The 13,168-nt window shown below is 64.9% G+C and carries 12 protein-coding genes and 2 tRNA genes; 8 read left to right on the forward strand and 6 right to left on the reverse strand.

Annotated features, from left to right (window positions below):
- Positions 1-445: DEAD/DEAH box helicase (locus RTN46_RS03125; RefSeq protein WP_312178964.1), on the reverse strand; the 445-nt coding region annotated here is incomplete at its 3' end.
- Between the two features lie 132 nt (positions 446-577).
- On the opposite strand from RTN46_RS03125, the gene RTN46_RS03130 reads away from it, so the two are divergent.
- Together RTN46_RS03130 and RTN46_RS03135 are read left to right on the forward strand one after the other, a co-directional pair.
- Complete coding sequence (locus tag RTN46_RS03130) at positions 578-1,984, forward strand: phosphomannomutase/phosphoglucomutase (protein ID WP_312178965.1); 1,407 nt, start codon at positions 578-580, stop codon at positions 1,982-1,984.
- 4 nt (positions 1,985-1,988) lie between these two features.
- A complete protein-coding gene (locus RTN46_RS03135) occupies positions 1,989-2,465 on the forward strand; it encodes a hypothetical protein (protein ID WP_312178966.1) in 477 nt (158 codons plus the stop codon).
- Between the two features lie 109 nt (positions 2,466-2,574).
- On the opposite strand, the gene RTN46_RS03140 is transcribed toward RTN46_RS03135, so the two are convergent.
- Positions 2,575-4,470, reverse strand: a complete 1,896-nt coding sequence (locus RTN46_RS03140; RefSeq protein ID WP_312178967.1) for a phosphoenolpyruvate carboxykinase (GTP) — start codon at positions 4,468-4,470, stop codon at positions 2,575-2,577.
- Between the two features lie 303 nt (positions 4,471-4,773).
- Here RTN46_RS03140 and RTN46_RS03145 point away from each other — a divergent pair.
- Positions 4,774-4,849: transfer RNA gene (locus RTN46_RS03145), tRNA-Arg, on the forward strand.
- A 119-nt stretch (positions 4,850-4,968) separates the two neighbouring features.
- Positions 4,969-6,393 carry an NAD(P)/FAD-dependent oxidoreductase gene (locus tag RTN46_RS03150; RefSeq protein ID WP_312178968.1) on the forward strand — a complete coding sequence of 475 codons (1,425 nt, stop codon included), beginning with the start codon at positions 4,969-4,971 and terminating at the stop codon, positions 6,391-6,393.
- A gap of 18 nt (positions 6,394-6,411) precedes the next feature.
- Here RTN46_RS03150 and RTN46_RS03155 read toward each other — a convergent pair whose 3' ends face one another.
- The 3 genes from RTN46_RS03155 to upp form a co-directional block, all read right to left on the reverse strand.
- Positions 6,412-6,939: a histidine phosphatase family protein gene (locus RTN46_RS03155; protein ID WP_312178969.1), complete on the reverse strand. Its 528-nt coding sequence runs from the start codon at positions 6,937-6,939 to the stop codon at positions 6,412-6,414.
- 35 nt (positions 6,940-6,974) lie between these two features.
- Complete coding sequence (locus RTN46_RS03160; RefSeq protein WP_312178970.1) at positions 6,975-7,835, reverse strand: winged helix-turn-helix domain-containing protein; 861 nt, start codon at positions 7,833-7,835, stop codon at positions 6,975-6,977.
- Positions 7,836-8,346: 511 nt separating this feature from the next.
- On the reverse strand, positions 8,347-8,982 hold the full coding sequence (upp, locus tag RTN46_RS03165; RefSeq protein WP_312178971.1) for a uracil phosphoribosyltransferase: 636 nt from the start codon (positions 8,980-8,982) through the stop codon (positions 8,347-8,349).
- Between the two features lie 79 nt (positions 8,983-9,061).
- Here upp and tadA point away from each other — a divergent pair, with 79 nt between their 5' ends.
- From tadA to RTN46_RS03185, 4 genes are all read left to right on the forward strand, one after another.
- The gene (tadA, locus tag RTN46_RS03170) at positions 9,062-9,556 is read left to right on the forward strand and encodes a tRNA adenosine(34) deaminase TadA (protein ID WP_312178972.1); all 495 of its coding nucleotides are present in this window, start codon (positions 9,062-9,064) and stop codon (positions 9,554-9,556) included.
- A gap of 46 nt (positions 9,557-9,602) precedes the next feature.
- A complete protein-coding gene (locus RTN46_RS03175; protein WP_312178973.1) occupies positions 9,603-10,091 on the forward strand; it encodes a pyridoxamine 5'-phosphate oxidase family protein in 489 nt (162 codons plus the stop codon).
- A 93-nt stretch (positions 10,092-10,184) separates the two neighbouring features.
- Positions 10,185-10,269 (forward strand) — tRNA-Ser (locus tag RTN46_RS03180).
- Positions 10,270-10,388: 119 nt separating this feature from the next.
- Positions 10,389-10,904, forward strand: coding sequence for a rhodanese-like domain-containing protein (locus tag RTN46_RS03185; protein WP_312178974.1), 516 nt, complete (start codon positions 10,389-10,391; stop codon positions 10,902-10,904).
- A gap of 56 nt (positions 10,905-10,960) precedes the next feature.
- Here RTN46_RS03185 and RTN46_RS03190 read toward each other — a convergent pair whose 3' ends face one another.
- Positions 10,961-13,024 (reverse strand): chloride channel protein, encoded by a 2,064-nt coding sequence (locus RTN46_RS03190; RefSeq protein WP_312178975.1) that lies wholly within the window; start codon positions 13,022-13,024, stop codon positions 10,961-10,963.
- Between the last annotated feature and the right edge of the window lie 144 nt (positions 13,025-13,168).

The following is a 13,168-nucleotide window of genomic DNA, read 5'->3' on the forward strand; positions in this document are numbered from 1 at the left end:
TGTTCAGCCGTTCCGGGGAGCCCAGGAGGACGTCGACGTCGTCCGCTTCCAGCCGGGCGGAGATGTCCTGCCACTCCAGCTGGTTGGCCGAGTTGATGGCCGCCGCGCGGACACCGGCGCGGGCCGCGGCAGCGACCTGGTCGCGCATCAGCGCCAGCAGCGGCGAGACGATCAGCGTCGGTCCGGCACCGCGGGCACGCAGCAGCAGGCTGGCAACAAAGTAGACCGCGGACTTGCCCCAGCCGGTGCGCTGGACCACCAGGGCCCGGCGCCCGCCCCGAACCAGGGCCTCAATCGCCTCGTACTGTCCCTCGTGAAACTCTGCGTCTTCCCGGCCCACCAGGGCGCGCAGCAGGGCGGTGGCCTCCGCCCGCAGAGCGGGGTCCCCGGCCTGGCCGGGAGTCGTCGCTGAAGGCTGGACGTTCGATACGGATACGGGTTCCATGGTTTCCACTATTCCAGCCTCCGCCGACACCTCGGTGCCCCCTGCCGGACTGTTGTGGAAAAAACCGCCCGTGCACAACCGGCGGCCGCCCGTTTGCCGGGCTGGACGGCGCGCCCCTATAGACTGCAAGGCGTGACTACTGCATTTGATCTTTCTGCCTCCTTCAAGGCCTACGATGTCCGGGGCGTGGTAGGCGAGACCATCACTCCGCAGATCGTGAAGGCTGTCGGCGCTGCCTTCGTCGATGTGCTGGAGCTTTCCGGTGAAACCATCGTGGTCGGCGGCGACATGCGCCAGTCCTCCCCGGAGTTCATCAAGGACTTCGCGTCCGGCGCCACGGCCCGCGGCGCGTTCGTGCTGCTCCTGGACCTGATCTCCACCGATGAGCTTTACTACGCCTGCGGTTCGCTCAACGCTGCCGGCGTCACCTTCACCGCGAGCCACAACCCGGCCCAGTACAACGGCATCAAAATGTCCAAGGCCGGCGCTGTTCCGATCTCTTCCGAGACCGGCTTGAAGGAAATCCAGAAGGCTGCCGAGCGCTACCTCAACGACGGCGTGATCCCCTCAGTCGAGAACCCCGGCCAGATCAGCGTCAAGGACGTCCTCGGCGACTATGCCGCTTACCTGCGGGAGCTGGTGGACCTCGGCGGGATCCGGCCGCTGAAGGTAGTGGTCGACGCCGGCAACGGCATGGCCGGCCTCACGACGCCCGCTGTCCTCGGCGACTCACTCCTGCCGGGCCTTCCCCTGGACATCGTGCCGCTGTACTTCGAACTGGACGGGTCCTTCCCGAACCACCCGGCCAACCCGCTGGAACCGGAGAACCTCCGCGACCTGCAGGCCGCCGTCGTCGAGCACGGCGCGGACCTTGGCCTGGCCTTCGATGGCGATGCAGACCGCTGCTTCGTCATTGACGAACTCGGTGCCCCGGTGAGCCCCTCGGCGATCACCGCCCTGGTTGCCCGGCGCGAGATAGCCCGTGCGAAGGCTGCCGGCGAGGACGTGCCGGTCATCATCCACAACCTGATCACCTCCCGCGCCGTGCCGGAACTGGTTGAAGCCGCGGGCGGCCGTGCCGTCCGCACCCGCGTGGGGCACTCCTTCATCAAGGCCCTGATGGCCTCCGAGGAAGCGGTCTTCGGCGGCGAGCACTCCGCGCACTACTACTTCCGTGACTTCTACAACGCTGACACCGGCATGCTGGCGGCCATGCACGTCCTGGCCGCCCTCGGCGAACAGGAGCTGCCGCTCTCGGACCTGGCCCGCGAATACGAGCCGTACTTCTCCTCGGGCGAGATCAATTCAAAGCTCGACGACGTGCAGGCCGCAGTGGACCGGGTCAGCGCTGAGTTCGACCGGCCCGGCGTCACCATCGACACCCTGGACGGATTGACTTTCACTTCAGATGACGGAGCGTGGTGGTTCAACCTCCGCGCGTCCAATACCGAACCCTTCCTCCGGCTGAATGCCGAGGCAGAGGACCTCTCCACCATGGAGCAGGTCCGCGACCGTGTCCTTGAACTAGTTAGGAAATGAGCTCATGGCTGATGTAGAACTGGCCGGCGGAGAACCCTCCGCCCAGGTACAGGATGACCTGAACTCGCTGTTGGGCACCGCCCTCGGTGTCACGCAGGAACAGCTCGAGGCGCAGGGGGCATTCCTGCCCGCCGCCCTGGTGGTGCAGAACGACGGCGAGTTGCGCATGGTCGCCGTCTCCCCCGAGGAGAGCGACGAAGAGCTGGATGCCGAGGCCATGATCGATGACCTCTACACCGTGCTGGCGGATCAGAAGGACCAGAACCGCGCCGTAGCCGTCTTCTCCGACATCACCCTGCCGGATGAAGGCACCGACGCCATCCATGTGGTGGCCGAGCACTCCGAGGGCGTCTGCATCTCCGCGATCCAGACCTACTCCCAGCAGGATGGCGCGTGGACGTTCAACGACCCCATCTGGGAATCCGGGGAGCCGATCGTCTGGGCAGCGGAAGAAACAGCGGACGACGACGCCGAGTCCTAGCCTGCCGCGCCCTGGCCGGGCAGATTAGTCCAGCCAGGAGTCGCTGTAACCAAAAGGGAGGATCCCGCACCAGGTGCGGGATCCTCCCTTTTGGTCTTCGAGCCAGGCTTTACTTCGCTGCGGCGAAGCGCTCCTTGAGCTCGGCCAGCTTCGCCGAGAGTTCCTCGGGCAGCGAGGCGCCGAAACGGGCGTACCACTCGTCGATCCCGGCCAGCTCGGTTTCCCATTCGGCCGGGTCGACGCGCACTGCGGCTTCGACGTCGGCCGGGGTCATGTCCAGCCCGGTGAGGTCGATCGAGTCGCCGGTCGGCACGTAGCCGATCGGGGTTTCCACTGCGTCAGCGGTTCCTTCGAGGCGTTCGATGACCCATTTCAGCACGCGTGAGTTGTCTCCGAAGCCGGGCCAGGCGAACCCGCCGTCGGCCGTCCGCCGGAACCAGTTGACCAGGAAAATGCCGGGCAGCTTGTCCTGGTTCGCGGCGCCGCTGAGTGTGAGCCAGTGCTTGAGGTAGTCGCCGGCGTCGTAACCCATAAACGGCAGCATGGCCATCGGATCGCGGCGGACAACGCCTACGGCGCCGGCGGCGGCAGCAGTGGTCTCCGAGGACAGCGTGGAGCCCATGAAGATGCCGCTGGTCCAGTCCCGGGCCTGGGTGACCAGGGGGACGGTGGTCTTGCGGCGCCCGCCGAAGAGGATGGCCGAAACCGGCACGCCCTCCGGGGAGTAGTACTCCTGGGCCAGCATGTCGATCTGGTCGATCGGGGTGCAGAAGCGCGAGTTCGGGTGCGCGGCCGGGGTCTCCGAGTCGGGAGTCCATTCGTTGCCGCGCCAGTCGATCAGGTGCTCCGGCGCCTCGTCAGTCATGCCTTCCCACCAGACTCCGCCGTCGTCGGTCAGGGCGACGTTGGTGAAGATGGAGTTGCCCTTGGCGATGGCGCGCATGGCGTTGGGGTTGGTGCTCCAGCCGGTGCCGGGGGCTACGCCAAACAGGCCGGCCTCCGGGTTGGTGGCCCGCAGTTCGCCGTCCTTGCCGAACCGCATCCAGGTGATGTCGTCGCCCAGGGTTTCGACCTTCCAGCCTTCGACCGTGGGATCGAGCAGGGCCAGGTTGGTCTTCCCGCAGGCTGACGGGAAGGCCGCCGAGACGTAGTAGTCCTTCTTCTGCGGGCTGGTCAGCTTGAGAATGAGCATGTGCTCGGCGAGCCAGCCTTCATCGCGCGCCATGACCGAGGCGATGCGCAGGGCGTAGCACTTCTTGCCGAGCAGGGCGTTGCCGCCGTAGCCGGAGCCGTAGGAGAAAATGGAACGGTCCTCGGGGAAGTGGACAATCCACTTTTCCTCATTGCAGGGCCAGGCCACATCGGCTTCGCCTTCGGCCAGCGGAGCGCCAACGGAGTGCAGGGCCGGAACGAAGAACGCGTCCAGCTCCTCCATCTTGCGCAGCACATCGGTGCCGATGTTGGCCATGATGCGCATGGACGCGACCACGTAGGCGCTGTCGGTGAGTTCCACGCCGAACTTCGGGTCCTCGGCATCGAGGTGTCCCATCACGAACGGAATGACGTACATGGTGCGGCCGCGCATGGAACCGGCGAAGAGCCCGTCCAGTTTGGCGTGCATCTCGGCCGGGGCCATCCAGTTATTGGTGAAGCCGGCGTCTTCCTTCTTCTCGGAGCAGATAAAGGTCTGCTCCTCGACGCGGGCAACGTCCTTGGGGTCAGAGAAGGCCGCGAAGGAGTTCGGGAAGGTTTCCGGGTTCAGCCGCATCAGGGTGCCGGCTTCCACCAGTTCATCCGTCAGCACCGTGTTTTCGTCTTCCGAACCGTTAACCCAATAGACCGCGGCGGGCTGCGTCAGCTCGGCCACCTGCTGCACCCAGGCAAGCAGGGCCGGGTGGGTAGTGGGTGCCTCGCTGGAGGTCCCCTTGATCGTGCTGTCCTGCGATTGGCCAGGAGCAGCGTTGCCGCTCTCATCGAGAACTAGCTGACGCGCGTCATCGCCCATGACTCTTCCCTTCGTTGGGTCAGTGGTGTTTTTTGATGCTATTTGGCCATCCCGGTAGTTCTGGAGCGGAAAGATACTACCTATGTGGCGCAGGCCTCCCTTGTTCCCTAGATTTCAGGGAGATTTCATCTCCCAGGACCCTTTTGTGTGACGAAGGTCATATAGACCGGTCTAGTCCGCAAGCGTCACAGAACCCGATTGGCGTTCTCCCTGGAACCCCGCTATAGTTATCTACGGCCAAACAGCCACGGATGAACTTGAAAGAAGCGCTGAAAAGCGAAGAATCCAAGGATATTCCAAAATGCGTGCGTAGCTCAACGGATAGAGCATCTGACTACGGATCAGAAGGTTGGGGGTTCGAATCCCTTCGCGCGCACCACTGAAACCCGGTTCGACCAGCAGAAATGCGGTCGGACCGGGTTTTTTCGTTTCGGTGCCATGTCCTCCGCCTTCGCCCGCCACTTGTCGCGGGCGGGCGCAGATGGAAGGCTCGGTCGCATGGCTGAATCCTTGGAGACAGACGTTGTAGTCATTGGGGGCGGAGCCGCGGGCGAGAACGCCGCCGGCCGCGTAGTGGAATTAGGTCTTGAGGCTGTCCTGGTGGAGTCGGGGCTGCTTGGCGGGGAATGCTCTTACTGGGCCTGCATGCCATCGAAGGCGCTTCTGCGTCCGGGTTCCGTACTGGCCGAGGCCAAGGCTGTGGCCGGCACACGCGAAGCGGTCAGGGGCACCCTCGATGTTCCAGCGGTTTTCCAGCGCAGGGACTCCTTTACCTCCCACTGGGACGACGCCGGGCAGGTCAAATGGGTAGAGAACACCGGCATCGGCCTGGTCCGCGGCCGCGCCCGGATCAGCGCGGAACGAACCGTTGAGATTACCGACGACGCCGGCACCGCCGCCTCCATCAGCGCCCGGCACGCCGTCGTGCTGGCCACAGGCTCCAAGCCCGTGACACCGCCACTCGACGGACTGTCAGATATCAGTTTCTGGGGCACGGCGGACGCGACCTCATCCTCCGAGGTGCCCGGCCGGCTGCTGGTCCTGGGCGGCGGTGTGGCCGGAACCGAGCTGGCGCAGGCGTATGCCCGGCTGGGATCCGAGGTCTCGCTCGTGGTGCGCCACAGCCTGCTGGAACTGTTCCCGCGCCCGGCCGCAGACCTTGTGGCCAAGGCCCTGCGCGCCGACGGGGTGAAGATTTACACCGATACGTCGGCCGAACGGGTCTTCCAGGACGAATCCGGCGCCGTCGTGCTGGCCCTGCCCGGCGGCGGATTCCTGTACGGTGACAAGCTGCTGGTGGCGACCGGCCGGCGGCGCGCACTGAATGGCCTGGGCCTGGAGAACGTGGGGCTGGACCCGGCGGGGCTGGAGACCGACGACAGCGGTCTGGTTACAGGAGCGGGCAACTGGCTTTACGCCATCGGTGACGCAGCCGGAAAGGTCCTGCTCACCCATCAGGGCAAGTACGAAGCCCGGGCAGCCGGCGCAGCGATCGCAGCCCGGGCCAGGGGAGAGATCGGCTTCGGGCCTCCCCCGCCGTGGAGCCGCTACGCAGCCACCGCGGACCATACAGCCGTTCCGCAGGTCGTTTTTACGGACCCCGAAATCGCGATGGTGGGCCTGCTGCCGGAACAGGCACGGGAGCGCGGGATCCGGATCTCCGAGACGTCCCTGCCCATCAGCGTCGCAGGGTCCTCCCTGTTCGCGGACGGATATTCCGGCTGGGCGCAGATGGTGGTGGATGACGACCGGCGCATCCCGGTGGGGTTCACGTTCGCCGGCCCGGGTGTCGCCGAGCTGCTGCATGCGGCCACCATTGCGGTTACCGGACAGGTCCCGCTGGACCGACTCTGGCACGCGGTTCCGGCCTACCCCACCATCAGCGAGGTCTGGCTGCGCCTGCTGGAGAAATACGGGCTTTAGGCTGCTGCCCGGGACCAGCTAACCGCGGGGAACCACGAAGTGGGTGATCTTTGCGTCCCGGCCATCCAGCTCGGCCCAGGGGATTTCCACGTCCATAACTGTCAGCCCGGAGGTCGGATAGCGGGTTGCCATGTCCATCACCGCATCCTCGTCGGAGGAGACCGATGCCAGCCGCATCGCGAGGTCCTGGACGCCGGGCATGTGCGCGATCACCAGCAGGCTCGTGACGGTTTCCGGCATGTGGTTAATGACCGTGAGGATAGACCCGGCGGAGGCGTCGTACAGCCGGTCCTCCAGTTTCGCCGTGGGTGCCTTCTCCCCCAGCTCGTCACACACCCAGGTACAGGTCTGCCTGGTGCGCAGCGCGGAGGAGCAGAGAATGAAGTCCGGAACGGCGTCGTGCTCCCGCATCCAGATCCCGGCCTGCGGCGCATCGCGGTGTCCGCGCCCGGACAGCGGTCGTTCGTGGTCCAGGGTGACCTCGCGCGGCCAGTCTGCCTTGGCATGCCTCAGCAGCATTAGTTTCTTCACGTGGTGGCCGCTCATGGGCCAAGTCTATCGGCGGGCTCCCCGCCGTGGGCCTAGATGCTGTATTCCGGTGCCGCCCAGACGACGACCTCGGGGTGTTCGTAGAAGCGGTAGCCCTGGCCGCGCACCGTCCGGACCGTGTTGGCCAGGCGTCCAAGCTTGGAGCGCAGGCGGCGGATGTGGACGTCGATGGTCCGCTCGTTGGGCATTTCCTCCGCATTTCGCCACAGGCCAGAGAGCAGCTCTTCGCGGCCCACTGTGCGGGAGGCGTTCTCCACCAGGTAGTTCAGCAGCTCGAACTCCTTGAACGTGAGGTTCAGGGTTTCACCGTCGAGGTGGACTTCGCGCCGGGAGAGATCGATCAGCACACCGGAGGGCCGGGGAGCGCTCGGCTGCACGGGCGCAGCCACCGGCTCCTGGCGCAGGCGGCGGTTCACCGTCGGGTCACCCAGGGCCTGGCGAACGACGTCGATGTCCGAGCCGGGCGCGTCCGTCGGCGCCAGTGCCACGGCGGCATGGCTCTGCGCGCCGGGAACGAGTGTCTGGACGTGGGCCCTGATTTCCTGCGCCAGCTTGGTCAGCGTGGTGCCGCTGGCGGCAGCGGTGTCCTCGTCGAGTCCGACGTAGATCACAAAGCCGCGGGCAACGGTGTCGTTGGACGCGGGCTGCGCGCCGGAAGCCCCGGTTGACCCGGAGGACGCGACGACGGGAGTGGGAGCTGTCATTGGCAGCCCTTCAGGCGAGGCCGAACGCAACGGCATGCCGGTGGGAATGACCTGGCCGGGGAACTGCTGGGCGGCACCCGGGACACCGAACGGGCGGGGGAATCCGGCCGCCATTTGACGGGGCATTCCTGCCGAACGGTTCTGAGCATTGCGAAGGGAGATGTGGACGTACCCGGATGCTACTGACATTTTGGGACCTCATGGTGAATTGCCGTCATCACGGCACTTTGCAGGGGGTGTGCCCGGTCGAGATGGCGCAGGGGTTGTGCCCTTCGTTGGGCTTTTGTGTTGCCTGGGGATGGGGGTGTTGTCCCTAAGCTGGCATTTGACGACAGCAGTTCTTCCTGCCGGCATGGCTGCCGGAAAGTAGATCTGCGACACATGCTGTCGTGTGGATGTTCACGTTACGGATTATTGCATGTAACAAAGAGATACGCACAAGTAACAAAGTCGGGCATGTCTCAAATAGTGGACTTCATACGTGGGTTTGTGACTGAACTCACGTATACGCACTCCGGGTGGCGTGATTTCCAAACCTGGGCTACCGCCAAAAAATGGCGGTTTCACAAGGGATTGGCTCTCCCCTGGGTGGTTAAACAACACAGCGGCTCATAAGCACACTTATGAACCGCTGGAAGTCAAGCGATTGGGTGTTGTCCACATATTGAGACAGACCGGCCCGCTTTGGTGGCCTGAAGGACTAGTTGACGACCCCGTAGAGCCGATCCCCAGCATCCCCCAAGCCGGGCACGATATAGGCGTTCTCATCCAGCCGCTCATCGATGGAAGCCAGGACGATGGTGACGTTCGCGTCGGCCAGCTCTTCCTGGAGGACGCTCAGCCCCTCCGGGGCGCCCAGCAGGCAGATGCACACGATCTCCGCGGCGCCGCGCTTGAACAGGAACTTGATCGCCTCGCGAAGGGTGCCTCCGGTAGCGAGCATGGGGTCCAGGACGAAGACCTGACGTCCGGTCAGGTCATCCGGAAGGCGTTCGGCGTAAGTAATGGCCTCCAGCGTTTCCTCGTTGCGGGCCATACCAAGGAAGCCAACCTCTGCGGTCGGAACCAGCCGGGTCATGCCTTCCAGCATGCCGAGCCCGGCACGGAGAATCGGGACCACGAGCGGAGTGGGCTTAACGAGCCCGGTTCCGACGGCCGCGGTGACCGGCGTTTCGATGTTGACGGCCTCTACCCGGACGTTGCGGGTGGCCTCGTACGCCAGTAGGGTCACGAGTTCTTCGGTGAGCTGACGGAAGACCGGGGAAGGGGTGTCCTTGTCCCGGAGAACGGTCAGTTTGTGGGCTACGAGGGGATGATCCACTACTTGTACGCGCATGAATCCAAACTACCATCGAGGCTTTCCCAACCCGGGCGGAAATTGCGGGGCGCAGGGGGAAATAAGGGACCATAGCGGTATGGAATCCCTCACCTCTGCGCACGAAGCCTGGATGGGACTCGCCCTGGATGAGGCGCGGAGCGCGCTGACGACGGCGGACGTGCCGATTGGCGCCGTCGTTGTGGGCCCTGACGGGCGGATTTTGGGGACGGGACGCAACGAGCGTGAAGCCACCGGCGACCCCACCGCGCACGCCGAGGTCGTGGCCATCCGGGCCGCCGCGGCGGCCGTCGGCGAATGGCGGCTGGCCGGCTGCACCCTGGTGGTCACGCTGGAGCCGTGCGCCATGTGTGCGGGTGCGATTGTGCTGGCCCGTATCCCGCGGGTGGTGTTCGGGGCTTGGGACGAAAAGGCCGGCGCATCGGGATCGGTGTTCGAGATTCTGCGTGAGCCCCGGCTGAACCACTGGGTAGAGGTGTTTCCCGGCGTCCGGGAAGCGGAGTCCGGGGCTCTGCTCCGGGAGTTTTTCGGTGCACGGCGGATGCCCGGCGGTTCCCTGACAGCCGACCAGTAAGTAGGCTTGCTTTTTGTCCGTGAAACAGCAGCAGCTAGGAGCCGGCATGAGTTCAGAGCATCAGGAAGGTGTTGACCGCGTCGTCAGCATTCTGGAGCACGCGAAGATCGGGAACCTCACCACACTGGACCTCTCGGGGAATCTAGTCAGCCGGCCGTTGGAGCTGCAGGAGGTCGATTCAGACGGCAATCTGTGGTTCTTCACCCAGGACCCGTCGCCGAAGGCCGATGAGATCCGAGCCAACCCGAACGTCAACGTTTCAGTGGCGGATAAAAAGGGCTACCTCTCGATCAGCGGGCGGGCGGAGATTTCCAAGGACCCGGAGAAGATTCAGGAACTTTGGAAGGCCTCGGCGGCCGCCTGGTTCGAGCAGGGCCGCAACGATCCGACGATCGCCCTGATCAAGGTCGACACCCACACCGCCGAATACTGGGTGCTCGACGAACCAAAGGTCGCCAGCATCTTCAAGATCGGCAGAAGCGCGGTGACCGGGAAGACTCCGGACATCGGCAAGAACGACGTCGTCGACCTGTAGTTTGGGCTCGGCGCCGTGCGCGGGAACTGCCTAATCGGCAGTGAACGGGACGTTTTGGGTCTCAGGCCTCTGACCCGGTAAGGTTGACGCGTTGGTGACGTGTCCGAGCGGCCGAAGGTGCAACACTCGAAATGTTGTTTGGTGAAAGCCAACGTGGGTTCAAATCCCACCGTCACCGCGTATGAGAAAGGCCCCGGTTTCCCTTGTAAATCAAGGGAACCGGGGCCTTTCTCTTTTGCTGTGTTTACCTAGAGACTCAGCAGCCCGCCTGCTGTCCGCCCTGGAATCAGACCTATAGTGGAACGACCGACCAGCGGACAGAGCGAGGAAAACGTGGAGCAGGGTCAGATCTCCGACGACGACGCCGCGGCCCGCCAGTGCACGTCAGGTGCCAGCGATTCTCCCGGGACGCTTACGATCGACCAATTGCTGGTTGAGAGCCGCATCGGGCTCGAGCGTGTTTCTGCTTCGGAGCTTGAGCGGGAGATGGCAGCCGGCGCCCTTGTTGTTGACACGCGTCCGGTCGATCAGCGGGAACGTGACGGTGCGCTTCCGGGAGCAGTCGTCATCGACCGAAACGTTCTCGAGTGGCGGCTCGATCCCTCCAGCGCCCACCGCCTGCCGTCCGCCGGAGATCCAGCCCGGCGGATCGTGGTGGTCTGCAATGAGGGCTATAGTTCCAGCCTCGCTGCACACACCCTGCAGCGGCTGGGGCTGGCCCGCGCGACCGATCTGATCGGCGGTTTCCAAGCGTGGACCGCTCTGTACGGGCAGACGCGGCTGAGGGAGGCCGCGGAAAGTGATCCTCTTTAACTAGCTGACTGGTCATTTATTGACATCATTGCTCCTTCAGAGATGTTGAAGCGCGGTTACGGAGGTGTTCCCCGGGCGGCAGGAACCGAGTCGTTGGTGGCTTCCGGGCTCAGCATCAGCAGCGCGCCGGTAAGGAAACACAGGGCTCCCACGAGTGTGCCGAGGTTGGACAGGTGGGCGTTCCATAGATCGCCGCTCGAGGGTATGACGAAGGCCGCGAGAGCCGAGACGCCGAAGGCAACAGAGCCGGCCATGTTGATCACGGCGATCTTCCACGTCTTCGGTCTTGGCCGGCCGGCCATGGCGCGGCCGGCGTATCGCAACGCGACACCGCTTGCGACGAGGAAGGCGGCGGAACCCAGGGCGTCGGGTCGCCAGACCCGTTGGTCGGTCAGTTCCGCATTCAGATTGACCTGCAGTGCGTTTCCCGTACTCCAGTTGAACCACAGTGTGCCGGCGAGTTGAACTGCACCAGCGAGCCATTCGGGATGCCGCGGTGCCCACACCCAAAACGTATGGCGCCGCGCGGCCCCCACGGGAGGGAGTGCATCAACGGCTTCGCGGTACTGCAGGAACGCCGCAGAGGTGAAGAACAGCGATCCGACGAAGAAAGTTGCGGCGGCCGCGCGCAATCCCACGGCCTCGGCGTATGGCGGCACCGTGCCCAAGGCGAACAGGCTCGAGCCAATGATGAACAACCAGGCGGTCGGCCGGCCCCTAACAGTCGAACGGTCCGCGCTCGAGGTGTTGGTTTCGTGGGCGGACCTTGCGGGAGCCGGTTGCTGGACGCTTCCAGCAGGGCCGGGTGCCGCCTTCGGGCCCGGGGCCGGGAGCACATTGGTGACCACGAAGGCCACCGCCACAGCGACCACAACCGGGGGTGTGACGGCGACGCCGTCCGCTCCCAGCAGCAGCGTGGCCAGCAGTGTGGAGGTCAACGGCAGTCGCAGCATAGCGGCGCACATGGCTCCCATGCCCATGCCGATCGCTGCCGCAAGATCCATGCCAGGCAATCCGCTCGCAGCAATACCGAGCGCGGCACCGATGAACAATGACGGGAACACCGGGCCGCCACGGAATGCGCTGAGCGAGAGCCCGTAGACCAGGGCCTTACAAACGATCAGCAGGACCAGCACGGCAAGCGAGTAGCCCGCGGCGTTTTCGACCAGTTCCGGAAGCGCGTCCTGCCCCGAGAACAACACTTGCGTGTAGCTTTGCCCGGAGATCAACTGGTAAGCCATCGCAGTGAGACCGATTAGCAGGCCGAGCACAGACGTCACCAACATCCGGTTGAGGTGCACGACCGGACGAAGCGACAGCGAGAGCCATCGGATCAACCATCCCAACAGTGCGCCGGCCGCACCCATGACCACCGCCCAGCCCAACGTGGCCACTGTCGGCGGAACCGCCGGCGGGACCACGGGCAGCGCCAGCGAGAAGCTGCCCAGCCCACTCCAGCTGTCCAAGCCGACGAACACCAATGCCCCGACGCCGGAAGCGAGCAGTCCGGGCAGGGCCACCAGGCTCAGCGTCATTCCCCCGATCCCGGCGGCCTCCATGATCAGGAATGCACCGAGCACGGGGGATCCGAGCAGGGTACTGATCGCCGCGAAACTACCAGCCGACGCCATGATCGTCAGCGCCATCGGTGGAGCGTCCTTCTTCACCAAGTGCACGGCCAACGCCCCGAGGCCGGCACCGATCGCGATCAGCGGTCCTTCGGGCCCGAGCACCGCGCCCAGGCTGAGCGTGGTCAGCGCCGCAAGGACGATGCCCACAAGCTCCCGGCCGCTGGGCGGAGGCCCGCCCGTCTTGAATCCGAAAGCCGGTGAGTGGCCCGCGGTTCCCGGCAGATACCGGATGGTCAACGCCGTCAACAGCCCGCACAGCACCAACCACGGAACCGGCCACCAGGCAGGAACGGGACCCCCGAGGACTTGTTCCGGCAGGCCGACGAAGACGTATTGCTGGACCACCGCGACCAAAGCGAGAAAACCGTACGCAATGACCGAGATGGGAACACCCAAGACCGCAGCCAGCCCGAGCGCAGAGATGTACGCCCTGGAACGAATGACGACGGCCGGATCGAAACTTGGCGGTGATGCGGCAGGCTCGCTCATTCCCGGCAACCCGGCGCGGCTGTGACGATTCGGGTGACCCCGAATGTCCTTCTCATGGCTTGGGGCGATTTGCCCAGCCGGCAACACCGCGGCTCACCGATGATCAACGAGCAATCCATCATGCTGCCCTCCGCCCGCGCATTT

Origin of the sequence: Arthrobacter sp. (genome assembly GCF_031988865.1) — a bacterium.
GTDB lineage: Bacteria > Actinomycetota > Actinomycetes > Actinomycetales > Micrococcaceae > Arthrobacter_B.